Raw genomic sequence first — 24,012 nt, forward strand, 5'->3', positions numbered from 1 at the left:
AGTATTTTACGGTAAAATTTAACGGTTTAAATCACCGCAATACATCAAGTGTGAAAACTGACAGTATTTTTTACCGCCTTTTTCAAGAACTTCCTGGGGTCTTTTTTGAATTAATTGGTAATCCACCTCAAACAGCAGAGGGTTATAAATTCTCCTCAATTGAAATAAAGCAAACTGCATTCCGTATAGATGGTGTTTTTCTCCCAACACAAGGGGAAGAAAATCCGATTTACTTTGTTGAAGTCCAGTTTCAAACCGACACAGAAATTTATTCACGCCTAATTTCCGAGATTTGTTTATACTTACGTCAAAATAAACCTAAAAATTCATGGCGAGGAGTAGTTATCTATCCCAATCGCAGTCTAGATACAGCAGATATCAAGAATTACAGTGAATTTTTTACCAGCGATCGCGTCAGTCGCATCTATCTTAATGAATTAGGTGAAACTGCATCGTTACCAGTTGGAATTGCTACCATGAAACTAGTTGTCGATGAAGAGGATACAGCAATTACAGCCGCTAGGCAGTTAATAGACAGAACCCAGCAAGAAATCAACATTGAACCACAACGGCGACAGTTATTAGAATTGATAGAGACAATTTTGGTTTATAAGTTTCCGATGATGAGTCGAGAGGAGATTGAAAGTATGTTTGGGTTAAGTGATTTGAAACAAACACGAGTTTATCAAGAAGGCAAACAAGAAGGCAAGCAAGAGGGCAAGCAAGAAGGCAAGCAAGAAGGCAAACAAGAAGGAGCGCGTGAAGAAAAGTTTAGAATGATACCTTTGCTCTTGAGATTGGGATTGAGTTTTGAAGAAACAGCGAAAGAGTTAGGTTTGAGCCTAGAAGAGATTCAGCAAGAAATGCAAAAACAGCCTCCAACTCAGGATACGTAACTTACAATTAGCACTCATCACAGATACCTCTAAATATTCCTGCTATTTTCCATTGCCATTAATTTTTTATTTTTTATATGATTTCCCTCTCTCCCATTCTCCAAGCTAGACTCTCCCAACCCCTCAAAATTGGCTCGTTTGAGGTAAAAAGTCGCGTTCTCCAGTCGCCTCTATCTGGGGTGACAGATATGGTGTTTCGCCGTCTGGTGCGTCGCTATGCACCAGATTCAATGATGTATACCGAAATGGTGAATGCTACGGGATTGCATTATGTCAAGCAGTTACCCAAAATTATGGAGGTAGATCCTAATGAGCGCCCAATTAGTGTTCAACTATTTGATTGCCGTCCAGATTTCTTGGCAGAAGCAGCAATCAAGGCAGTTGCCGAAGGTGCTGATACTGTTGATATTAATATGGGTTGTCCGGTAAATAAAATCACTAAAAATGGTGGTGGTTCTTCGTTGTTACGGCAACCAGAAGTAGCAGAGGCAATTGTGCGGGAAGTGGTAAAAGCTGTTGATGTACCTGTGACAGTAAAAACCCGTATTGGCTGGAATGACAACGAAATTACTATTCTCGACTTTGCCAAGCGGATGGAAGATGCCGGGGCACAAATGATCACAGTCCACGGACGCACCCGCGCCCAAGGATACAATGGCAATGCCCGTTGGGAATGGATTACTCGTGTAAAAGAAGTGCTTTCTATCCCAGTGATTGGAAATGGAGATATTTTTTCCGTTGAAGCGGCGGTGAAATGTTTAGAACAAACTGGCGCTGATGGTGTGATGTGTTCCCGTGGGACTTTAGGCTATCCGTTTTTGGTGGGAGAAATTGATCATTTCCTGAAAACTGGGGAGATGTTAGCAACACCTAGCCCGATTCAGCGCTTGGAATGTGCAAGAGATCATTTACAAGCCTTGTGGGAGTATAAAGGCGATCGCGGTGTACGTCAAGCCCGTAAGCACATGACTTGGTATGCTAAAGGTTTCGTTGGTGCTGCCGAACTCCGAGGACAGCTAAGTTTGGTTGAAAAAGTAGATCAAGGTTTGGCAATGATTGACCAAGCAATTGAAAAATTGGCTAATGGTTATGAACTTGAAGAAGAAGCACAAGGTAGTTTTGTAATGCTTTAATATCTTTAACTAGCCAAAGTGGAGGCTCACAATGTTAGTTTCTAAACACAACGATGTTGTATCCGTCCCCAAAATCCTCTCTTTAGAAGACTTCATGGCAAATCCTCCAGAGGGCATGGAGTGGGTAGACGAGCAACTAGTAGAAAAAACAGGGATGACATTAAAACACAGCGAAATTCAGTTTAATATTGGTTTTTATTGGAGAAGTTATATCAACTCCATTCAACAAGGTGGGAAAGTTTATACTGAAGTACCTTGTCGCACATATAAACAAGGTCGCCGTCCTGACGTAGCTTATCTGACACCTCAGTTGGTAGCTGAGTTTGGTGATGTTCCCACTTTGCCACAGAGTTTTCCACTAATTGCTGAAATAGTTTCACCCACCGATTTAGCTGAAGACTTATTTCTCAAAGCCCAGGAGTATTTGCAGTCTGGTTGCGAAGAAATTTGGCTAGTATTTCCTGAAAGTCGGTTAGTTTTTGTAATGACTGATAATCAGGTTTTAGGGTTTAAAGCTGGTGATGTGGTTAGTACTCAAAGAGTATTACTGGGTTTTAGTGTAGCTGTAGACGAATTTTTGGCTTGAAAATGAATTAGGACTTACACTTCAGAGAGTCAAAAAGTTTCAATCCCTAATAGGGATTTTATTGAATTGCAATCTGCCCATCGTAGCTACATCAAGGGAGTTGCCGTTTCAATCCCTAATAGGGATTTTATTGAATTGCAATTTCATCATGTTCACAGCTTTGATAATTGAGGCACTGTTTCAATCCCTAATAGGGATTTTATTGAATTGCAATCTATGGGTATTTCAAGGATCATTTAGGTAATCTTCTGTTTCAATCCCTAATAGGGATTTTATTGAATTGCAATATGATATTTATACCTCGGTGTTAAAGGTTTATAAAGTTTCAATCCCTAATAGGGATTTTATTGAATTGCAATCTAGCCGCTCGACTTAAAGCCGATCGCTCAAAACGTTTCAATCCCTAATAGGGATTTTATTGAATTGCAATTGCAGAGGTGGGAGTTAATTAAACTCTCACCTGTTTCAATCCCTAATAGGGATTTTATTGAATTGCAATTCTGTAAGTGACTCTATCCGTGCCCTGATTAAAAGTTTCAATCCCTAATAGGGATTTTATTGAATTGCAATTTTACTGTCTTATAAACGGTCGTATTGACTGGGATGTTTCAATCCCTAATAGGGATTTTATTGAATTGCAATAGTGATGGATTGGAGGCTCCTGCTCGTGTTAGGTTTCAATCCCTAATAGGGATTTTATTGAATTGCAATCCGATTACTTCTTAGAAACCTGCGGTTACACATGGGATGTTTCAATCCCTAATAGGGATTTTATTGAATTGCAATGTCATCTGCGAGTCCCAAGGCGTACCCTTTGAGTTTTTGTTTCAATCCCTAATAGGGATTTTATTGAATTGCAATATAAGTACTGTCGTCTAATCCTTCCCTAGGGTCATAAGTTTCAATCCCTAATAGGGATTTTATTGAATTGCAATAATTTTGCTGCTGGTAGCACAGTTAATGTATATAGCGTTTCAATCCCTAATAGGGATTTTATTGAATTGCAATTTTACAGTAGTTCCATAGGGGTTAACCTGTTGTTTCAATCCCTAATAGGGATTTTATTGAATTGCAATCTAAAAATCAAAGATAAAGGACTTAAAAAAGCCCTGTTTCAATCCCTAATAGGGATTTTATTGAATTGCAATACAGCAATGGCTTTATTACGATGCACAAAGATGCATTGTTTCAATCCCTAATAGGGATTTTATTGAATTGCAATCTAAAGACTACTCAGATATCATTCCAGAAGAGTTGTTTCAATCCCTAATAGGGATTTTATTGAATTGCAATGGAAGTCCCCGCGGAAGCAATTGGATGTTGTCATCTCGTTTCAATCCCTAATAGGGATTTTATTGAATTGCAATCGCTGGTGTCTGAAAGCACTGCTGTATTTGGTTTTCAAGGTACAGTTGCGCGAATGAAGAAATCATAACACAGTGAATAGTTATACCACAAAATGTAAATCGCTGGAAAGCAGTCTCTATAAGGTGCGCGGATGGTTTTAAAGTACTATCGCCCTCAAAGTCTTGTATAGAAGGAGCATACAGCCTTTTTTGCCTCTTCTCATTTTGTACACCTACCCATCCGCGCATTTGGCAAGGAAATTAGCCTAATTACCGATCGCTACCTCATATTAAAATAAGCGATCGCCTAATCCTTACACACCTTAATTTACCAAATCAGGGAATACCTCTTGCACAGCTGGATGCACTAAGCGATGGTTCTGCACATTCACACCCTTAGCTAATGCTGGGTTAACTTCCAGTGCCTTAATTCCCAAATTCGCCAACTGGACTACATAAGGTAATGTACTATTATTGAGTGCCTGGGTTGCTGTCCAAGGTACTGCTCCTGGCATATTGGGAACGCCATAATGCACCACGCCCTCTTCAACGTACACCGGATTTGTGTGTGATGTCGGGTGCAAGGTTTCTATGCAACCACCTTGGTCAACGGCTACATCAACTATTACAGAACCAGGACGCATTTGTTTAACCAATTCACGGGATACTAGTATTGGCGCTCTCCGTCCTAATACTAAAACTGCACCGATGAGCAAATCGGCTTCTTTGACTGCGGCTTCGATATGAGCAGAGTTGCTGTAAAGCAATTCGACTCTAGAGCCAAACAAAGTTTCTAAATAAGATAAGCGCTCGACACTCACATCTAAAATCTGGACGATCGCACCCATACCTACAGCAATTTTAGCTGCTTCTGTGCCAACAACACCGCCACCTAAAATTACTACTTTACCTGGTTGGACTCCAGGAACACCACCTAAAAGAACTCCTCTACCGCCTTGCTGACGTTCTAAAAATCTCGCCCCAAATTGTACTGCTAGCCGACCAGCAATCACGCTCATGGGGGTGAGCAAGGGTAGTCTGTTAGCGCCTGGTTGTTCTACAGTTTCGTAGGCGATCGCAGTTGTGCCACAATCAATCAAATTCTCTGTCAATTTGCGATCGGCTGCTAAATGTAAATAAGTAAATAATATCTGCCCTTTCTGCAAAAATTTATACTCAGATGTCAGAGGTTCTTTGACTTTAACAACCAATTCTCGATTCCAAGCCGTTTCTGATGTAGGGACAATCTCGGCTCCAGCATTTCTGTAGTCGTCATCTGAAAATCCAGCACCATTACCTGCTTGCGTCTGGACAAAGATGCTATGACCATTTTCTCGCAGCACCCGCACACTAGAAGGACTTAAACCTACCCGAAATTCTTGATCTTTACTTTCCTTGGGAACGCCAATTTCCATATATCGCCTCTGATAATTTTTTTGTTTAACTGTAGCCTGCCAATTTCCAGCTTGCTAGTTTCGTCTTGCTACTGACCTATTACAAATAGCTGTATTAGAGATCGTTAATCTGTGTTCTAAGTTTCTCAATTTAATCTGAGTAGCCCCAAACTCTTGCCCTTGACTATTGGCGCAGTATTTATACAATATATAAAGAATAGTAACAATTTATTAAAAGAGTGATTGTGCTGCCTACTAGGATGCTTTTGCTGAATTTATGCACTGCAATCTGCTTTTAAGCTACTAAGTGTAGGTAAAAGTTAAGGGAAGAACGAGCCGATTCCTTTAACCTTTGTCGCTTATCCCTACTTTCACCGACTTCTGCGAGAAGTTTAACATTAAGTCCCGTTTGCCAAAAAAGGTTTCTTAAAAATGACACAAACACAACCAACAATTACCCCTAAACTAGAGGAGCCGAAGTTTGGCTTTAACGAATATGCCGAACGCTTAAATGGTCGAGCGGCAATGATTGGCTTCGCTTTAACGCTAGTGATTGAATATACAACCAATCAAGGGGTGTTATCATGGCTAGGTCTGAAGTAGTGCCACCAATCAGCAGAAGGTGGAAGTTATAAGCTAGTAATTAAAAGAGTTTCAACCAGCTGGAACAACCAGTTGGTTTTGACTTTGAATAAATGATAGTGAAGTACTTCGTCCTACATACTTTAATAAATAATTGTCCTAGAATGTAAGTAAGAGAGGAATCAAAATACCTATTAGTGATTGAAATATCATAGATTTGCAAGTAGTATATGCAAGACGATTAATGAGTAAATTTCCTCCCCTACTAATAAAAAAATTATAATTAGTGTCTGCCTTGAATGAGAAAGGCGAATTACGGGTGAGGTATTCTTGGTAAATATACACAAAAGCTGAACTGGAACTAACCAAGCTGTGATGAATGCTGTATTACCTCGTTTTTTGAAGTCAACTTACCGAAAAGAGCCAATAATCAGTGTATTGATGACGATGGGCGCTATAGATGCCCTGATTGGCGGATTGAATGATAGCTGGTCATTGTTCGCTTTTGGTTTGGGAACGGCAGGGATAGCTCTAGCCTTTAAGTTGTGGCGTTTTCAACAGCGTCGTCCTGTAGTAGAGGAGCCTGTGGTGCAACATTATTTGCCCTCTCGTTCTTCTAGTGCGCCTTTACCGATGTTAAGCGTTTCTAAGAAAAAATCACCTCTTTAAAAAGTGCAGAGTTATTACTTGATAACTCTGCAAAACTTATTGGGGTAAATGTATCTATAAAAAGTGAGGAAAAAGAGTGAGTAGTGAGGGAAAAGGTCGGGGTAATTTTCTACGCCCGTATTTTATCTTGGGATTTATGGCAGCTGTTGCCCTTCCAGTGGCTACCTGGGAAGGGTTTCATATTCATCAAGCTCATGCTGCAATTGAAGTAATACCAAGCTCCCAAGCTACTAATAGCTTTGCTAATGCTCAACTACTTTACACACTCAGAGGGCATAAGGGAACTGTTAAATCCCTCGCTTTCAGCCCAGATAGCAGAATTCTTGCTAGTGGAGGTGCAGAAAACGAAGGTGTAATTCGCCTGTGGAATCCAGTAAACGGCAAAAAGTTGGGGAATATTAACAAAGCACACAAAGCAGCCGTAGAATCTTTAGTGATTTCGCCAGATGGTCGAACCCTCGCTAGTTGTAGTGATGACAATACGATTAATCTCTGGAGCCTGAATAATTTTAAATTTAGCCGCTCTTTTGTCGGACATACCAGTAACGTATTATCTTTAGCGGTGTCTCCTGATAGTAAAATCCTCATCAGTGGAGCTTTGGATGGGATTCGTATATGGGATTTATTGCAGCAGCGCCCTCTAGGGACTCTAGTACGCTTTGATAATTTGATTTATACCCTGGCAATTAGTCCTGATGGGCAGACCTTGGCTAGTGGTGATAATAAGGGTGTAATCAAGTTGTGGAATTTGAGTACTGGTAAATTAATTAATGAATTAGTAGCTCATTCTAATGGTGTTAACGCTGTTATCTTTACACCAGATGGGCAAACATTAGTTACTGCTAGCCGCGATCGCACAGTAAAACTGTGGAATATTAATACTGGAGAATTAGTCCGCACCCTGACAGGACATAATAACTGGGTAAATGCGATCACAATTAATCCCGATGGACAAACCCTTGCTAGTGCTGGTAGAGATGGGATTAAATTATGGGATTTAACTACAGGCGAGTTAATAAATACACTGAGTGGACATACAGACTGGGTAAGTGCGATCGCTTTTAGTCCAAATGGCAAAATTCTTGCCAGTGGTGGATTTGATCAACAAATTAAAATTTGGGGAACTCCAGTAAAACGTAATTAACAGCGAACACTAGTTACCCAACTACTTTAAGTAGTCGAGGAACTGAATGACGTATCGTGAGTGCGTAGTTTACCGCCGTAGGCATCGCCTCACAATAGTGCAGGTGATTTACTTTCTTCAAGTATTAAGAATTATTCAAACTATTTAATAATAAATTGGGAAACCTAATGCTGGTCGCTCATAGGGTTTTACCAAAATGTGTTGGCTCACTGCGCGACCTCACTGTTGTAGTGATTACCGCCCACGTTTATAGCCTAATGGTGCTTTTTAGATTGTTTGCTAAAATTTAGTCTTGCCTTTTTAGAGGTTTTGTAGTAGAAAATCAACCAAAGCTCAGATCAAATTTTGCTAGAACTAGCCAAAATGAATGATGTTAGCACCAAGAGGGATGTCTACGATGCGCTACGCCTACCCCAAATGTTGAATAACTGTGAATACTTGATGAAAATACAGCCCAACTAATATCATATCCAGCAAATTACTGTAAGTATAAACATAGGTAATTTATTATCTGTGCAGCTACTTGCCCTCTAGATCGGAACAATTTCTGAACTTAGACAATCTTAGAAATGGTTATCTTCAGTAAATGCACTCAGGTAAATATCACTATCTTGGCTGAAGCAAAGGTTTATAGGGCTTAAACGCTACTTGAAACGGAAGACAACTTGCTACTTAAATAATGTTTAATTTTCCCGAACTGCTTTTGATCCCCATTTCGATAGAATGGCTAGGCAGAACCCTAAAACTAAAAACCGCTTTTGACTGCGACGCCCATGAATCAACTGAACAATGGTTTTACAATATTTCTAAGTCTGCTAGTCGAGGCGATGCCTTTTTTGCTTCTTGGGGTTTTATTCTCCAGTTTGCTGCTGTTTTTTGTTGATGAGCGCAAATTAGTAGAAAAAATGCCCAAAAATCCGTTGCTGGGTGCTTTAGTTGGCAGCATGATCGGCTTTTTATTTCCGGTGTGTGAGTGTGGGAATGTACCGGTAGCGCGGCGGTTCCTAATGCAGGGAGTACCCACACCAGTCGCAATTGGTTTTTTGCTAGCAGCACCAACAATTAACCCAATTGTAATTTGGGCAACTTGGACAGCATTTCGAGATCAGCCAGAAATAGTGGTCTTACGAGTCGTATTTTCTCTAGCAATTGCCACAATTATCGGTTTTGTTTTCAGTTTTCAAAAGGACTTAAACCCCATAGTCCAACCTGCGATCGCTCGGTATATGAAGTTTAATCCACCCGCACAGCCACAAACCAAACGCCGTGGTAAACGTTATCAAGTAGAACAGGAAGCAACAGTACCGAATTTGTTACAATCCGGGACTTATATCTTAGGAGGAAAAGCAGGTATACCTATGCGGATAGATCCTAATTTGGTACAGGCTACTACCGCAGTTTCTAATCCGAATAAACCGCTTATAGATAAACTGCGCCTAGTTGTGGATAATAGCATCCAAGAATTGCGAGAATTAGGCGGAGTAATGATTTTAGGAAGTGCGATCGCTGCTGCTATTCAAGTCCTAGCTCCCCGTGAATTAATTCTCAGTTTGGGAGCTGGCCCCATTACCTCAATTCTGGTCATGCTGATATTAGCAGTAGTGGTATCGATTTGTTCTACAGTCGATTCTTTCTTTGCCTTATCTTTTGCCTCAACCTTTAGCAGTGGTTCATTGTTGGCATTTCTAGTGTTTGGGCCAATGATTGACATCAAAAGTGTTGGTTTGATGTTATCTATCTTTAAACCCAAAACTATCTTTTACTTATTTGCTTTAGCAGGACAATTAACATTTTTGTTCACTCTCTTCCTGAACTTACACGTTTTTTAACAAATATTTGTCCTTTGTCCTTTGTTAATGACTAATGACCAATGACTAATGATTAATGGCTAACAAAAATCCCAAATCTAAAATCGTAAATCTTTTATTCCCTTGGCTGGATGCCCTAGCAATTACAGCTTGGGGTGTTTTGATGTTGAGATATTGGCAAACTAACAAGCTGAACCTATTGATTCACCCAAATTTCTTTGGGTTGGTGATTGTGGGTGGTATCGGCTTCATCATTATTGGTTTCTTCAAGATGCAGGAACTTTGGCAACGGCGTCGCCGTGATGTTACGCCAAACATGCAGCATATTAGTTTATTTCCCCCTGGTTGGGGCAGTGCTTTGTTGTTGATTACAGCGATTCTAGGTTTTATTATTACACCGCAAGTTTTTGCTAGTGATAAAGCACTCCAAAGAGGCGTGACGGCTGATTTATTAGGAAGCACACGCGTTAAACCCCAAGCCTTTCGCGCTACTGTTCGCCCAGAAGAGCGATCGCTTGTAGACTGGGTACGCACCGTCAATGTCTATCCAGAACCAGATTCATATACAGGGCAAAAAGCCAAGGTGCAAGGATTTGTCATTCACCCACCGGATATAGGAAAAGAATATTTGTTTTTAGCACGATTTGTCTTAACTTGCTGTGCAGCAGATGCTTACCCTATAGGATTGCCTGTCAAACTACAAAATAATCAAGAGCGTTATTCCCCCGATACCTGGCTGGAAGTCGAAGGGCAAATGGTGACAGAAAATTTGGCAGGTAAACGCCAACTTACCATTGCCGCTACCTCTCTCAAAAAGATTCCTCAACCCCAAAATCCTTATAGTTATTAGTTTATTTGTTGATGACAAATGACTAATGACAAATGACAAATGACTAACAACTAATGACTAAATCAAAAGCATTTATCCAACCACTAGATCGCATAGCGATCGCACTCATGCTAATACTGAGTGTGCTGATTGGGTTACTCATATTGCAAGGTGATGTGATAACTGCTCGTGTCCGGGAATTTACTTGGCAAAATCAACAAATTGGCGCAGAAGATAATTCCTTTACGCTCACCTTCAGCCGCCCAATGGAAGTAAAAAGCGTTGAGGATAACTTAAAAATCGAGCCACCCCTAGCAGGTAAATTCAGTTGGGCAGGGCGGCGGATGGTTTATACACTGGTGACACCAGCACCTTATGGCACGAATTATAAAGTGCAGTTACAGGGAGCTAAAGATAAGTTTGCGGAGCAAGAAGGCAAAAATCGGGTAATACAACCCTTTGCTGGTAGTTTCCGCACACGCGATCGCGTTATTCTTTACATCGGAACCGATCAAGAAGAACAGGGTCGCTTAGTTCTTTACAACTTAACTCAAGAGCAAAAAACGGTACTTACCCCCAAAGACCTGATAGTAATGGACTTTGAGTCGTTTCCAGATGGAGAGAAAATTTTATTTTCGGCTCGCACCAGCAAGAACCAAGATTTACTTTCAGCTCAACTGTACACAGTGACAACAGGCATTTCTGGTAAATCTGGACAAGAAGTAGAACCAGGAGGCAGAGTTGACCTGACTTTAGATAGTAAAGATTATCAAAACCTGAAATTTGACTTATCACCTGATGGGCAAACTATTGTCATCCAACGGGGAAACAAAACAAATCCCGGCGACTTTGGACTATGGTTTATGCCAGCAACCAGCGATGCTTCAGGAGAAAAACCCATCCCCAAACGTCTACAAAGCCAACCTGGGGGAGATTTTATGGTTACGCCAGATAGTAAAGCCGTAGCAGTTGCCCAAGGACAGGGAGCAGCGATTTTACCACTGGAAGGTGATGCCAGTAAACCTTTAGATTTTCTGCCGCAGTTTGGTTTAGTACAGGCTTTCTCCAAAGATGGCTCTCAAGCAGCGATGGTGAAGTTTAATACAGATTACACGCGAGATTTGTTTTTAGTGACAAACCAAGGTGTGCAAAAACAACTATTAAAAACAACAGGCTCAATTGTCAGCTGCCAATTTGACATCGCCTCACCTACCCTCTACTGCTTGCTGACACAGCTAGTATCCAAGGAACAATATATAGAACAGCCTTATGTGGTGGCAATTGATCTGAAAACAGGACAACAGAAACCACTCCTAGTACTGCCTCCCGCGCAACGGAATGTACAAATGAGTTTATCTGCCGACGGTTTAGGCTTGTTATTTGACCAAGTAGTACCGCAGACAAACACAACAGCATCATTGCCCCCAAACACTTTGAAGACTGATGATGGAGATGCGATCGCTACTAGTAGCCTGTGGTTAATGCCTCTGTTACCCATCGCGGATGCTGCAACTGTCGAAATTAGACCAGAACAACTACCCTTAGCCGGATTTCGTCCCCGGTGGCTACCTTGAAATAGAGGCAAGGGAGCAAGGGAGATGAAACAGAATGGTTAAGAATTTTTAGTAGGGGAATGCTACTCCATTATCTTGTGCAACGATGATTTCGCAACTTTGAAAATAGCATCAAGCGCAAAATCGATATCAGCCCGTGAAACATCTAAATGAGTGACTGCCCGAATAGAATGACCAACGGCTCCCATTTTCACACCATGCTGCTGTAACAGAGTGAGAAACATAGCCTTATCGAGTCCTAGTCTGGAAACATCAAAGAAAACAATGTTTGTCTCAGGTTTTGGATCTCGAACTGTAATTCCTTCGATTTCACTCAGTCGCCCTGCCAGATAAGTGGCGTTGTCGTGGTCTTCTTGTAGACGTTCAACATGATGGTCAAGTGCATAGAGACAACCTGCGGCTACAATGCCCGCTTGACGCATTGCGCCACCAAAAATGTGTTTATATCGACGTGCTTCAGCAATGAACTCCCGTGTACCCGCAAGAACAGCACCGATTGGTGCGCCAAGTCCTTTAGTAAAGTCAATCCAGACAGAATCAACACAAGCAGCAAAATCCTTGGCTGTGGTTTGAGATGCAACAACTGCATTTAAAAGCCGTGCCCCATCCATGTGGGTAGCTAAACCTTTTTGACGGGAGAACTCGCAAACCTCACGTAGTTCATTGAGCCGCCAAACCGAACCCCCTCCAAAATTGTGGGTTTGCTCAACACACAATAAGCGGGGAATTGCAGAGTAAAGGTAAGGAGCTGTGGCGACTCTTTCAAGCGATTGAGCTAGAGCATCGACTGTAAAAATTCCTCGATCGCTGGCAATCGGTTCCATCAGTACACCAGAAGTCATCGCTGCACCCCCGGATTCAGCTCGAATAATGTGTGCCATTTGTTCTACTAGCACCACATCAGCAGGGCGAGTATGGGCTTTGATTGACACAAAGTTGCAAATGGTTCCACAGGCAAAGAAAAGAGCGGCTTCTTTGCCTAGTAAATCTGCCACCCTTTCTTGTAGTTGGTTAACGGTGGGATCTTCTCCTTTTTGCTCATCTCCAACTTCGGCGGTGGCGATCGCCTGCCGCATGGCCTGTGTTGGCTTTGTTTCAGTATCGCTTGTGAGCAAAATCATCAGCACTCCTAGAGCAGGTATATAGTAGTTTACATACTTGAATGAAAAGGCAAGCCTGATGAGCGTGGTTATTTTGTTCTAATGGCATCCAGAACTTTGGCTGACTTTTCTCCCACAAAAGTATTATTCAGCATCGTATGGGAATCATCAGTTGGCCCTACATCCGAATCTGGATGATAGATAATGATTCTTAAGGAATCATCGATCGCACTAAAGCTATGTAACTTGTTTTCTGGAAGACAGAAGACCGTTCCCGCCTCCATTTTGAACGTTCCTTCGTCCACCTGACAAGTTCCACTACCTTCCGCGACAAGCCCAATCCGCAATGAGGGATGGGTATGAGGAGTTTGCGATACTCCTGGAGGAACGTAGAGGAAATTCAAGCACGGTTCTCCACGTCTTAAAGGATTAATCAAAACCGTTGAAGAGCAGCCATCAATATAATTCAATCGCCCTAATGGTTCAATAGGCCCCCCAATTGTGAAAAGTCCAGTGTAGTTGAGCCGCGTTGCAACTAACACTTGGGCTGAACCATCTAAAGAAAAGTTCCCTGGAATTGCGGCAAAGCAGTTTTTTCGCAATAAGAACTCTCCGTTACTGCTTTTGAGGGTAACTTCGCCCTCGGAAACAAATAGAAAGTGCGTGTCTTTTTCGCTCTCATTAACTTTGATAGAATCGATAACCCAAAAAGCACTCGATGGATGACCTGCCATCGTGTAATCAAGTTTTGTCGCTTCTAGGAATCGCTGACAGTAAAACTTTTGATAGTTTTGTGTATTAATACCAAATAGTTCGGACTCCAGAGAAATGCTTTGGGCTTGTTTTTGTAGTGGCGTTTCGGTTACGTGTTGCATAATCTATTTGTATTATTTGTGTTGTCTTACTTAATAGCTCGGAAAAAATCGATTTCTTGCTTATGACAAGCATTTACAATCGAAATAGATATACTGATCCGTGACAAAGCCTAATTTTCATCACACTTTGTTTCGCGCCGTCATCATCTTAAACGCCAGTAATCATAGTCTTTATAATTACTTGATTCCTAGTTGAAAACTCGGTTATTCCCATTATTCTTTAATAAATTAATTAAAAAAGGTATCCGTAGTAATTCTGAATTTAGATATTTATCCTGTAATTTACAATACATTGTAATAAAATAATTAAGTAGCTAAGTATACTTAAAATAATTTTTTCCTAATCATTAAACAAACTTGATGTTTTGAAGATAAGTTAATGTAAAAGCTTATAACTAACTAAACCTGAAATTTCTTACTAGTAACGTATTTACCCCGAAAAAAGCCCGTACTAACGCTGAGATTACCTTTAAAAAAGTTTTATTAATTTACTTAGGGAAATTATTACTTCTTTAACTGAATTTTATAAGTATTTATTCGTATTTCTCAGGGTTCATTAACATTGCAGTTATAAGTAGAAGCTCTTAGTTGTTTGCTGAGATTAGAGACTACACAGATGTGCGCCCTTACGATAGGGTGTTTTTTGACTGGAAGTTCCTTAGATAGCGATCGCCCAAAATTACATAATTATCAATGAATACTAGATACTTGTACTGACATATATACTAGGTATTAAAGAACCAGTATAAAAATGTATTGCAGAAAACATTTTTTATTTACGCCTTGCGACAGGTGCGATTATAGAAAATAAAGTATATGCTAAGGCAGTTTTTTCATATATGAATATTTCATCAGCCAATAAGTTTAGTTTTTAAGCACAGGATTTCTTCTTTCTCCCGCCTATGCCCAAAGGTGGATAGAGTTACCGAAGAAGAATTCAGGAGTCAGGAGCCAGAATGGGCTAAACCTTAGCTATTCGCTAACAGAATTGAATTCTGTGCGTCTGATGGAGGAATCATGGTCTAAAGCCCCCGACTTCAGTCGTGGAGGAGAAAAAGTATTCCTTGCTTGAAACCCCTGACAACTCTTGGAGACGCTAAAAGCGAATAGACATGGGGTATTCTGACTCCTGAATTCTGACTTCTGACTCCTTTTCATCCTTGCGCCTCTTCTTGACGGGGCAGAGCATCATAGTGTTATAACGGCATCAGTCTAAACACAAAATGGGGAACACCAATTGATAATTAATTGCTGGTGCTTGGAGAAAGTTAAACTTAGCTTCTAGAGCAAACCCTGATTAGACACAGTTGATAAGCAATGCTAATGCCAGCACTGCTGAATATTTTTAAGCAGGTGAGTCAAGAGTGATGAATGAAGCTAACACCTCAAACAAGGGGGCTGTGATGGAATCCCTAAATTCTGCTAATTCGCCACAATCAGAGCAGGCGAGTTGTCCCTTTTACTCAGTTGTGCCTAATGAAAACATGGCAGTTAAACAACTGCCACTCCTTATGCCAGCTGAAGATACACAATTTTTACAAGATAACACCCAGCAGGACTGGGTTGCAGAGCCTGAAAGCGGCAAGCAAGCACTTATTGACTCAGAATTTCAAAACCTGCTGGCATTGAACGAAGAATTGCGTGCGGCTAACAATAACTTGTATGAACAAGTGGAGCAGCTAAAAGACAACCTAGCTGAGTCTGAAAAGGTTTTGCAGTGGCAGAAAACGCGTTCTAGTGTTAGTGAGTCGATGCTCAACCAACATACTCAAGAACTAGCTGCCGCTCAAGAACAAATAAAGTCCCTATTTCAAAAATTAGAAACTGCTGTACAAACTGTTCAACGCCAGGAAATTTCCATTGATACTCATAAAGCACAGCTACAAATTAGTCAACAACGCCTTGCCCAGTTAGAGCGAGAATGCACGTTGCTACACACTAACAACAATGAACAGTCTCAGCAGATACTGCAATCAGAAAATACTTGTCGGGAATTACGTACTAGACTGATGCGGCAACAACGCCAGACGTTGCAATTCAAAGCAGCTCTAGAAAAATGTCTAGATACATCGGTTCCTAGCTTTGACTCCTTAGAGGATACTGCAAAACATCCTAAAGACATAACTAGTGGACAAGGAAGATTCTCTAGAAAAGCTCGATCTTTGTTTCCTAACGCACAGCCAATTCAACCTTGGTCAGCAGAACCAGAATCTTTGACTGATGATCTAGATAATTCTTGGGGTGAACCCTCAGCACCAATCCCTTTCCAAAGAGATGAAGCCACTCCACCGCCATCATCTCCTTGGAACTGGACAGTGAAGAAAGACACGCCAAACCCAACAGAACCCACGCCATTTTCAGAAGTTGATGATTCCCCACAAACAGTGGAAGCTGTTTCACCGCCGGGTTCATCAAATTTAGATCAGCAATTAGATAGTCTAATCCAAATGTTTTTTACTTCCCAGTCTGCATCTGTATCACCACCGCCTGCTGCGAAAACAGATGTAGGCGATGCACCTATCTGGGAGACATTAGCAACAATCTTAGAAGACGATGAGGAACTAAAAAATCCCCAAAAGGAGCAGTTAGAAACAGAAATTAATCCTCCTGCAACTACCTCTACTTCTTGGACGACGGATTCTGTGCTTCCACCAGCCGATAACTTACCGGTTTCCTCTACTTCACCTCACATTGAAACTCCTGTTGGAGAAACTGAAGACTACTGGTCAGAAGTTTCCCAATTGACACAGTTGGAATTGTCGCCATCATCAGGCGATAACACAGATGATGCAAATTCACTCTCACCAGTGGTTTATCCGCAGCGCCCACCCAAGGGGCGTAAATCATTGGCATCTGTGGAACTGCCGAATTTCCGCCCCAAGAGTCAATAGTTAGTTGTCATTTGTCCTTAGTCATTTGTCTAAATACTAATGACTAATTCTTACTTCTGACTTGGGAATTATGGCTTCTGAGTTGGCTTTTGCTACTTGAGCGCGCGATCGCGGTTTGCCTGTGGCGATCGCATAATTAATCGCTAATAACCACAACCACAATGGCGGATTCCGGGGTTCCAGCCAAAAACCTACCCGGTTTAAGAAGTGCGGGAACCACGGACTCAACAAAGCGCTAACTAGGGCATGACGACCGAAGTTGAAATAACTACCAAGCCATCTCAGCAAATCTCTTGGCCCGGCCAGTTCCCAAATCCATAAAAGTAAGGCGGGATTTTTACTAGCGGCTTTGAGTGCTAGGCGGTTAAAGGTTAACCAATCACACCGATCTTTGATAAAGTTATCTGCTACTTCTTGGGGTTCATCTGTTAACAGTCCAAAGAAGGTGTTGAGCATGGAGTTAATGCGCTGGGGTGGTAAGAATTTTCCCGTGGGAACCATCATCCCTTTGGAAAATAGCCAAGTCACTGAAACGTTGCTTTGATAGGCGCGAATTTGGTTCAAATGTCGAAAACTCAACAAGTCATGTTTGAGTGCAGTATCTAACAATGTTGTTAAGCGCTCTAAGTTGCGAACTAGGGAACCAAAACCGGTGAAAACGAGGGGAGACTGGAGTGATGCCGCATCACCGATCGCAATCAATCGATCAAAGGCAACTGTGCGATCGCTACTTCCGACACTAAAATGTCCCGGTATATACCCAAATGTCGGCTTTTTCCACACCAATTTGTCCATATCGCACCTGCGATACTCTGGCAAAATCGTGAAAAAGTCCTCGTACATCTCTAGCAAGGAACCAGGATTTTCAGCGTTGACTTCGTGGTAATGAAATAAATAAATCGTCAGTTCATCACCTGCTCCCGGAAACAATTCCCAAATCAACTGCCTTCCCCGCGAAATATCCCCATGACTGTAAAGAACGTCCCCATATTGGGAATCCCATACCCCAGGCTCAAATCCGCTCTCAATTGCCGCTCCCACTGTCGGACAGACACTATCAAAAGTACGACCACCATTTAATTGCCAAGCGATGGGCGACGCAGTTCCCATTGCATCGATTAGCAGCCGTCCACTTACTTCTTTCTCAATTTGACTGGGTAAGTGCTTGACTTTCAAAATAACTTGTGATATATCAATATCTGCACGGATAAATTCTGTTTCATCCCAGATATCACCGCCTGCCGCTTGCAGTTTTTGCCCACACATTTGCAGCCATTTTTCGGAATCTAAACCTAAATTTAGGACTGTCGGTGTGTGCAGGACTGGCGATCGCAGTTTGGCTGGATTATTAGCATCAAAAAACTTATTGAATCCGTCTTTGTATTCCCTGGCAATGATGGTTTCTAACTCAGCGGGGGTGACTAAACCCAGGTTAACTAAGCTTTGAATCTCGTCGCGCGAAATATTCCATTCTCGGTTCATCCGGCCAAAGGGCATTCGTTCCACCAGCAGGACTTTATATCCGAGTTTTGCCATCAGTGCTGCATGGATTGCACCTAGTGCGCCACCGATGTAGATGATGTCATAGGAGGAAGCGGCAGAGGAGCAGGGTGCAGGGTGCAGAGGAGAGAAATTTTCCCCCTGCTCCCTGCTCCCTTGACTAGAAAACACCACTTGACGCGGCTGCTGCGGATTTATTACCCCTTCACGCCATCGCTGTTCCCACCAATAGGCACGCGTGAGGTCATATTCACCGTTGGGCATTTTCTGAAAATATTTGACGGTGAGGGGGTAAGCAGAGGCTAGCGCGGCAAAAATTGATTGCTGGGATAAATCAATTGCTGGTGGTTCTGGGTAATGATGCGGAAAACGGCTTCTGATTTCCTTGGTTAGGCGTTGCAGGATTTGTCCCTCACTGGGAAAGGGTTGTTCTGCCCAACGAAACACTTTTAGATAGGTGGTTCGTTGCACCGACCAGACAAATACCGAAAGTTCCGCAGGCAAGTTTTCCGCAAGAGCCACACCAGTAGTTGTAGTAGTACTGGAAATTGTGAGGCGAAAGCCTTCGGAGGTAAGCACTTTTTCTCCATTTCCAGGTTCAAAATCTGTTTGTAACCAGCTACGCACAGTTTCTATATCTGGAGTTGGAACTTCTAAATAAAGGATTTCTTTCATCTTTTCCTGACATTTCCCATCAATCTACTCACTAAGACAGATTTTCTTAAGGCACAAAGTAATGTAAGCTCCGCCCTATTAGTTCCATAAAGATTCAGTGAAGAAATTTTAAGAGTTTATCAAATTTATTGTTCATTTTGTATTTCTGTAAACCCACGCCATGAATTATCCCATTCCAGACAGTCCTCAAGAAATTTTTGCCCTGCGACAACAGCCGATTGATGAAGAACTAGTTGCCAGTGCGATCGCTGGAGTAATTAAAGTTGTCCGCGCTCAAGGTCAATCTTTGGAAGAGTTAACCGCTCAGTTGCTAGCAGATGATTCACTGCTAGATCAGCAACAACGCCGTTGGTTGAGCCAATTAGTTGCCCAATCCTGGGAAAAATTCTCCTGAAACCTTGTGTATGATGAAGTTTAGGTCACAACATGAGATTTTTAGGTACAGACCTAAATATTAGCGATGGCTGCGCCTACGCATTTTCGGTGTAGGAGTAACAATAATTGTCAGTATGGGATTGACAATTAGTTTGCTATTTTTGCATTTATGGCACAAAAGTCAGTAAATTAAACACATCAGCGTTTTACGTTGCTCATAGATTTTACAACGTTCTCACACGGAAAGACCTCTAGTTTGCTCCAGAGGTATTCTTTGTTGATGAATCTCTACCCTTAGATTAGCTATTTAGGGAAATGTTTTTGGCATACAACTCAGTTGAGCGATCGCTAACTGCGTGAGTGGAAATAAAGATAACTATGTTACATACTGCGGCTTCTGTGTCAAACGCTGCGCGTTGGCATAAGCCGACGCACCAGAAGGCAGTTCTATAATTTTTAGAACTCAAATAGGACTATTATATAGGGCTCCGATTTGATTTCTGAAAACATACTGAGACTGAAAAGCCTAATTCCCTACTCCCTACTCCCCGCCTACGCAGATAATTTCAAAAATCAAATACGATTCCTATAGTTAACTTTATTTATGCCGACTAGCAACTATTTATTCTGAAAATTACTATCTATCAACTGCCGCTTAGATTTTTAGACTTTATTTTTTATTTAACATAATATGCATCACGGAGAGAATAGGTTTGGAATTCTATGATATTTCTGACTAGCTATTTTTCTTTCTTAAAAGTTATTTATTGAAACCCATGCAAAACAAATATATTACGAAATCTTTCATTGTAAACCTTTTACTAGGCAAAGCTTTAGCTACTTTTAGTCTAGTATTGACTGTGAGTTCATCTGCCTTTTGATCAAACTTAATATTTAATAAATATTTTTAAATTATGAACACAAAAATCAATTTATTTAGAATCATCTATAAAGTATAATCACAAAATTAAATAATTAATGAACTATGACAAAAGCACAAGATAAAACTCTAGATGCACGCACCCGCATCGTAGAATCTGCTAATCGTTTAGGGGTTCAACTCAATGAGCAAAGAATTGGAACGCTGGATGAATTCCATCACCGAGGCGACAGGCGACAGCGATATTGTCGTGGACAAAGACACGGGTGCCTTTGGACACAAAGTCACCATGTTGGATTTTGACCCGCAAGAGTTGGCACGGTTTCGTGCTATTGGCAAAATCGTTGAATTTGAAGACATTCCTGGTGTTGTAGAAACCGCGTTGGCCATCTCTGGTTCAGCAGCTCAATCTAAGATTCAAAGTTATCCTGGTGACTGCGATTACTTTGAGCGGGTGAATATCATTGCACCCACCCGTAGCGAAGCCTCCCAGATTCTTGGCAAACTGGTTCGGGATAAGGCACTTAACACTATGTCCGGCCCCAATTATCAGTTAATTGATGTAAACTTTGGTGCCTATCCCCAACAAGTGATTCGGGGAGAATACACCAGACGTGCTGGTTCGCCAATTAACTGGCAACCCAATGACGTGATTGCCGGTCAGATTGAGGTAAGCGATTTAGAGGGCAATCCTCTGGTGCTGACCTGGGATGCTGTAGCCCAAGACCCCAACTGGTCTTGGTGTAAGCTAGAATGGGTTGTTGCCGACACAATACGCGCTCAATTATCCAACGCCAGCAACGTGGTAGATGTTACCTGGGAAGCACCAGATGGAACCATCACAGCACTAGACGGCTATCTGGACGGCTATTTTCAAGAAGTTTACCTAGACGCTGAATCCGCTCCCATCTTTTCCAAACTGGTGAAGCAAGCCTCTGCCGATGTCATGGATGATTATGTGGCGGTATTGGAAAAGGAAGTCAAAAAATATGTCAAACAAGGTAAACACCTCAACTACGGCAAAGCAGCCAAGCGGATGTACAACATTTTCCGGCTGAACGGGCGTTATGAGGAAGCAGCCTTTTTGCGTGAGTTGTTCGATGAACCAACGGCGCTACTTTATCAAGTCCACGCCTTGATGGGAACTGTACAGCAAGCCAGGGATAACAGTGGTGTGTTTGATCTTGATAGCGTTCTCAATCAGGCAGATGAACTGATTGTGGCAGCCGTCAAGGTATTGGAAGGGGAAGAAGAGTTAGAAATTGTGCGTCATCTGCTGCGCTTATATCGTAGTTTGTGCCGCCAGGAGTCTGGCACTCCCCTTGGTTCTGAAGTAGAAGTAGCCCAAGCGGAAGTGATGAAAATTGTCAACAATTTCTTCTATGAAAAGATGACGGCATTACCCACGATTAAGGCTTATATCGAAGGTACTCAGGCATAGAGCAAGCTCAAAGCAGTGAGGGATTTCCGATAACAACGAATAATGGTTCGTTGCGATCGGAAATCTGTTAAAAAATATCAAAGATGCGTGTTTAACGCTCTAGGTTCGCTTGCAACAGATTGCAGAATAACTTCCCTTGCTGAATGGCATCATCCAAGGCAATGTGCGCCAAGGGAAGATTTTCTAACCATGCAGTAGGCAGACTATCTTTGCCAGATTCACTGTAGTTTTGTTTCAAGAATGCCATCGCATAGGAGCGAATATCCAATGCCGAGAATTTAAATGGGCTATCGCCGACAAAGTTTATCAAGTACCAGTAGACAAACATAAAATCAAAGGCGGCTGGATAGCCAACAAAGATTGGTTTACCTGGTAACGCCACAAGCCAGGAGTGGTAAGACTGCATGGCTTCCACAGGGGGCTGTGGGTTGGCTCGACTCGCTTCCCAGGCATCTGGCTGTTCTGACCACCATTTCATGGTTTTGGGGTGTCCTTGTGCCCCTGGCAAGGTTTCTAAATTAGCTGTAAAAGTTCCAACTAATTTTTTGTCTGCGGTATACGCAGCTGAGGCAAGACTAAGCATGGAGTGGGGCCCAGGGATAGGGCCATCCGCTTCTATATCAGTGCTGACGTAGATTTCGATTGTCACCTTTTATCCTGCCTGTCTTTTATCAGTATGTTTCAGCGTTGATGACCATTGGCTAATTTTACCAATACACGGGTTTTCGTCGTTATGCATAGCGAAAGGCATTAGTTACACAAGCCTGGAAAAAGTTTTTCAAAATCAGGAATAAACGATGACAAAATCACAGGATCAAACTTTAGATGCACGCAACCGGATCGTGGAATCTGCTAATCGCTTAGGGGTTCAACTTAATGAGCAAGAATTGGAACGCTGGATGAATTCCATCACCGAGGCGACAGGTGACAGTGATATTGTCGTGGATAAAGACACAGGTGTTTTTGGGCACAAAGTCAGCATGTTGGATTTTGACCCGCAAGAACTGGCAAGGTTTCGCGCCATTGGCAAAATTGTCGAATTTGAAGATATCCCCGGTGTAGTGGAAACTGCATTAGCACTTTCTGGTTCAGCGGCTCAATCCAAGATTCAAACTTACCCCGGCGACTGTGATTACTTCGAGCGAGTGAATATCATTGCACCTACTCGCACTGAAGCTTGCGAGATTCTTGCTAAAATCATGCGCGATAAGGCGCTCAATACCTTGTCTGGGAGTAATTACCAGTTACTTGAAGTGAAGTTTGGTAGCTACCCCCAAGAGGTAATTCGGGGAGAACAGACTATGAAAGCTGGTTCACCAATTACTTGGTATCCCAATGATATTACTGCTGGTCAGATTGAAGCGATCGCCCAAAAGGGAAATCCTGTAGTCATTACCTGGGATTCTATAGCACACGACCCAGGTTGGTGCAAGCTAGATTGGGTAATAGCCGATACAGTACGCGGTCAGTTATCCAATGCTGGTAATATGTTGGATGTCACCTGGGAAGCACCAGATGGTGTCATCACTCCGCTAGACGGCTATCTGGACGGCTACTTCCAGGAGGTTTACTTGGATGCTGAATCAGCCCCAATCTTTGCCAAACTGGTGAAGCAAGTCTCCACTGATGTCATGGATGATTATGTGGCGCGATTGGAAAAGGAAGTTCAAAAATGCGTCAAAGGCGATAACCTCAACTATGGCAAAGCAGCCAAGCGCCTGTACAACATCTTTCGACTGAATGGGCGTTATGAGGAAGCAGCTTTTTTGCGTGAGTTGTTCGATGAACCTGCGTCGCTGCTTTATCAAGTCCATGCGCTAGTGCGAACTGTCCAAGAAGCCAGGGACAAGAGTACTGTCTTTGATATCGACACAATTCTCAATCAGACGGATGAGCTGATCATCTCGGTCGTCAAAGTCTTGGAGGGGGAAGAAGAGTTAGAAATCGTGCGTCATCTGTTGCGCTTGTACCGGAGTTTGTGCCGCCAAGAGTCTGGAACTCCCCTTGGTTCTGAAGTAGATGTAGCCCAGGCGGAAGTTATGAAAATAGTCAACAATTTCTTTTATGAAAAGATGACAGCGTTACCCACGATTAAGTCTTATATCCAAGGTTTCCAAGTATAGGGTCAAATCTTCGGTTTCTCAAAGCAGTGAGAGGTTCCGGGTATTATGCTTAATTGCGCGAGTATCATACATATCACAGGTGCGATCGCAAACCCAAGCGTGTTGGCTTAATTATATTAAGAAGCGATCGCACTTTGGCGATCGCTTCCCCTCCTCATGGAAAAACACAAACTTTCAACGCACTAAATAGC

18 protein-coding genes and 1 CRISPR repeat array are annotated in these 24,012 nt (G+C 42.1%); of the genes, 13 read left to right on the forward strand and 5 right to left on the reverse strand.

Going from position 1 to position 24,012, the window contains the following annotated elements:
- Nucleotides 1-50: 50 nt before the first annotated feature.
- The 3 genes from ANSO36C_RS27535 (at nt 51) to ANSO36C_RS27545 (ending at nt 2,615) form a co-directional block, all read left to right on the forward strand.
- The gene (locus ANSO36C_RS27535) at nt 51-896 is read left to right on the forward strand and encodes an Rpn family recombination-promoting nuclease/putative transposase (protein ID WP_251957350.1); all 846 of its coding nucleotides are present in this window, start codon (nt 51-53) and stop codon (nt 894-896) included.
- A gap of 77 nt (nt 897-973) precedes the next feature.
- Nucleotides 974-2,029, forward strand: coding sequence for a tRNA dihydrouridine synthase DusB (dusB, locus tag ANSO36C_RS27540; RefSeq protein WP_251957351.1), 1,056 nt, complete (start codon nt 974-976; stop codon nt 2,027-2,029).
- A gap of 31 nt (nt 2,030-2,060) precedes the next feature.
- Complete coding sequence (locus ANSO36C_RS27545; protein ID WP_251957352.1) at nt 2,061-2,615, forward strand: Uma2 family endonuclease; 555 nt, start codon at nt 2,061-2,063, stop codon at nt 2,613-2,615.
- 36 nt (nt 2,616-2,651) lie between these two features.
- A CRISPR array of direct repeats spans nt 2,652-3,982; the repeat unit is 37 nt; unit sequence GTTTCAATCCCTAATAGGGATTTTATTGAATTGCAAT.
- Nucleotides 3,983-4,284: 302 nt separating this feature from the next.
- Here the strand turns inward: ANSO36C_RS27545 and ald are convergent.
- Nucleotides 4,285-5,376, reverse strand: coding sequence for an alanine dehydrogenase (gene ald, locus ANSO36C_RS27550; RefSeq protein ID WP_251957353.1), 1,092 nt, complete (start codon nt 5,374-5,376; stop codon nt 4,285-4,287).
- 411 nt (nt 5,377-5,787) lie between these two features.
- Between ald and ANSO36C_RS27555 the strand changes: the two genes are divergently transcribed.
- The 6 genes from ANSO36C_RS27555 to ANSO36C_RS27580 all read left to right on the forward strand — a co-directional run bounded on the left by ANSO36C_RS27555 (nt 5,788) and on the right by ANSO36C_RS27580 (nt 11,961).
- Nucleotides 5,788-5,958, forward strand: a complete 171-nt coding sequence (locus ANSO36C_RS27555; protein WP_251957354.1) for a hypothetical protein — start codon at nt 5,788-5,790, stop codon at nt 5,956-5,958.
- A gap of 354 nt (nt 5,959-6,312) precedes the next feature.
- A complete protein-coding gene (locus ANSO36C_RS27560) occupies nt 6,313-6,606 on the forward strand; it encodes a hypothetical protein (protein WP_251957355.1) in 294 nt (97 codons plus the stop codon).
- A 136-nt stretch (nt 6,607-6,742) separates the two neighbouring features.
- On the forward strand, nt 6,743-7,750 hold the full coding sequence (locus ANSO36C_RS27565) for a WD40 repeat domain-containing protein (protein WP_410174731.1): 1,008 nt from the start codon (nt 6,743-6,745) through the stop codon (nt 7,748-7,750).
- A 773-nt stretch (nt 7,751-8,523) separates the two neighbouring features.
- Nucleotides 8,524-9,579 carry a permease gene (locus ANSO36C_RS27570; RefSeq protein WP_251957357.1) on the forward strand — a complete coding sequence of 352 codons (1,056 nt, stop codon included), beginning with the start codon at nt 8,524-8,526 and terminating at the stop codon, nt 9,577-9,579.
- Nucleotides 9,580-9,634: 55 nt separating this feature from the next.
- Nucleotides 9,635-10,408 (forward strand): TIGR03943 family putative permease subunit, encoded by a 774-nt coding sequence (locus tag ANSO36C_RS27575; protein WP_251957358.1) that lies wholly within the window; start codon nt 9,635-9,637, stop codon nt 10,406-10,408.
- Nucleotides 10,409-10,461: 53 nt separating this feature from the next.
- Nucleotides 10,462-11,961, forward strand: coding sequence for an Ig-like domain-containing domain (locus ANSO36C_RS27580; RefSeq protein ID WP_251957359.1), 1,500 nt, complete (start codon nt 10,462-10,464; stop codon nt 11,959-11,961).
- A 62-nt stretch (nt 11,962-12,023) separates the two neighbouring features.
- Here ANSO36C_RS27580 and ANSO36C_RS27585 read toward each other — a convergent pair whose 3' ends face one another.
- Nucleotides 12,024-13,082, reverse strand: a complete 1,059-nt coding sequence (locus ANSO36C_RS27585; protein ID WP_251957360.1) for a threonine aldolase family protein — start codon at nt 13,080-13,082, stop codon at nt 12,024-12,026.
- 68 nt (nt 13,083-13,150) lie between these two features.
- Nucleotides 13,151-13,936 (reverse strand): cupin domain-containing protein, encoded by a 786-nt coding sequence (locus ANSO36C_RS27590; RefSeq protein ID WP_251957361.1) that lies wholly within the window; start codon nt 13,934-13,936, stop codon nt 13,151-13,153.
- Between the two features lie 1,367 nt (nt 13,937-15,303).
- On the opposite strand from ANSO36C_RS27590, the gene ANSO36C_RS27595 reads away from it, so the two are divergent.
- On the forward strand, nt 15,304-16,827 hold the full coding sequence (locus ANSO36C_RS27595) for a hypothetical protein (protein ID WP_251957362.1): 1,524 nt from the start codon (nt 15,304-15,306) through the stop codon (nt 16,825-16,827).
- A 36-nt stretch (nt 16,828-16,863) separates the two neighbouring features.
- On the opposite strand, the gene ANSO36C_RS27600 is transcribed toward ANSO36C_RS27595, so the two are convergent.
- Entirely contained in the window at nt 16,864-19,002 is a 2,139-nt protein-coding gene (locus ANSO36C_RS27600; RefSeq protein WP_251957363.1) for an NAD(P)/FAD-dependent oxidoreductase, read from the reverse strand.
- Nucleotides 19,003-19,162: 160 nt separating this feature from the next.
- Here ANSO36C_RS27600 and ANSO36C_RS27605 point away from each other — a divergent pair, with 160 nt between their 5' ends.
- Both ANSO36C_RS27605 and ANSO36C_RS27610 read left to right on the forward strand, forming a co-directional pair.
- Nucleotides 19,163-19,396, forward strand: coding sequence for a hypothetical protein (locus ANSO36C_RS27605; RefSeq protein WP_251957364.1), 234 nt, complete (start codon nt 19,163-19,165; stop codon nt 19,394-19,396).
- 1,045 nt (nt 19,397-20,441) lie between these two features.
- Nucleotides 20,442-21,698, forward strand: coding sequence for a hypothetical protein (locus ANSO36C_RS27610; protein ID WP_251957365.1), 1,257 nt, complete (start codon nt 20,442-20,444; stop codon nt 21,696-21,698).
- Nucleotides 21,699-21,789: 91 nt separating this feature from the next.
- On the opposite strand, the gene ANSO36C_RS27615 is transcribed toward ANSO36C_RS27610, so the two are convergent.
- Nucleotides 21,790-22,347 (reverse strand): 3'-5' exoribonuclease, encoded by a 558-nt coding sequence (locus ANSO36C_RS27615; RefSeq protein WP_251957366.1) that lies wholly within the window; start codon nt 22,345-22,347, stop codon nt 21,790-21,792.
- A 148-nt stretch (nt 22,348-22,495) separates the two neighbouring features.
- On the opposite strand from ANSO36C_RS27615, the gene ANSO36C_RS27620 reads away from it, so the two are divergent.
- Nucleotides 22,496-23,821 carry a hypothetical protein gene (locus ANSO36C_RS27620; protein ID WP_251957367.1) on the forward strand — a complete coding sequence of 442 codons (1,326 nt, stop codon included), beginning with the start codon at nt 22,496-22,498 and terminating at the stop codon, nt 23,819-23,821.
- The last annotated feature ends 191 nt before the right edge of the window (nt 23,822-24,012 follow it).

Source organism: Nostoc cf. commune SO-36 (assembly GCF_023734775.1).
GTDB lineage: Bacteria > Cyanobacteriota > Cyanobacteriia > Cyanobacteriales > Nostocaceae > Nostoc > Nostoc commune_A.

What these genes read in the sequence shown, in the direction of transcription:
- ANSO36C_RS27565 (WP_410174731.1), top strand. Translation starts at nt 6,743, where the DNA reads ATGGCAGCTGTTGCCCTTCCAGTGGCTACCTGGGAAGGGTTTCATATT.
- ANSO36C_RS27600 (WP_251957363.1), bottom strand. Translation starts at nt 19,002, where the DNA reads ATGAAAGAAATCCTTTATTTAGAAGTTCCAACTCCAGATATAGAAACT.
- ald (WP_251957353.1), bottom strand. Translation starts at nt 5,376, where the DNA reads ATGGAAATTGGCGTTCCCAAGGAAAGTAAAGATCAAGAATTTCGGGTA.
- ANSO36C_RS27560 (WP_251957355.1), top strand. Translation starts at nt 6,313, where the DNA reads ATGAATGCTGTATTACCTCGTTTTTTGAAGTCAACTTACCGAAAAGAG.
- ANSO36C_RS27585 (WP_251957360.1), bottom strand. Translation starts at nt 13,082, where the DNA reads ATGATTTTGCTCACAAGCGATACTGAAACAAAGCCAACACAGGCCATG.
- ANSO36C_RS27555 (WP_251957354.1), top strand. Translation starts at nt 5,788, where the DNA reads ATGACACAAACACAACCAACAATTACCCCTAAACTAGAGGAGCCGAAG.
- ANSO36C_RS27595 (WP_251957362.1), top strand. Translation starts at nt 15,304, where the DNA reads ATGAATGAAGCTAACACCTCAAACAAGGGGGCTGTGATGGAATCCCTA.
- ANSO36C_RS27545 (WP_251957352.1), top strand. Translation starts at nt 2,061, where the DNA reads ATGTTAGTTTCTAAACACAACGATGTTGTATCCGTCCCCAAAATCCTC.
- ANSO36C_RS27575 (WP_251957358.1), top strand. Translation starts at nt 9,635, where the DNA reads ATGGCTAACAAAAATCCCAAATCTAAAATCGTAAATCTTTTATTCCCT.
- ANSO36C_RS27590 (WP_251957361.1), bottom strand. Translation starts at nt 13,936, where the DNA reads ATGCAACACGTAACCGAAACGCCACTACAAAAACAAGCCCAAAGCATT.
- ANSO36C_RS27570 (WP_251957357.1), top strand. Translation starts at nt 8,524, where the DNA reads ATGAATCAACTGAACAATGGTTTTACAATATTTCTAAGTCTGCTAGTC.
- ANSO36C_RS27610 (WP_251957365.1), top strand. Translation starts at nt 20,442, where the DNA reads ATGAGCAAAGAATTGGAACGCTGGATGAATTCCATCACCGAGGCGACA.
- dusB (WP_251957351.1), top strand. Translation starts at nt 974, where the DNA reads ATGATTTCCCTCTCTCCCATTCTCCAAGCTAGACTCTCCCAACCCCTC.
- ANSO36C_RS27620 (WP_251957367.1), top strand. Translation starts at nt 22,496, where the DNA reads ATGACAAAATCACAGGATCAAACTTTAGATGCACGCAACCGGATCGTG.
- ANSO36C_RS27605 (WP_251957364.1), top strand. Translation starts at nt 19,163, where the DNA reads ATGAATTATCCCATTCCAGACAGTCCTCAAGAAATTTTTGCCCTGCGA.
- ANSO36C_RS27580 (WP_251957359.1), top strand. Translation starts at nt 10,462, where the DNA reads ATGACTAAATCAAAAGCATTTATCCAACCACTAGATCGCATAGCGATC.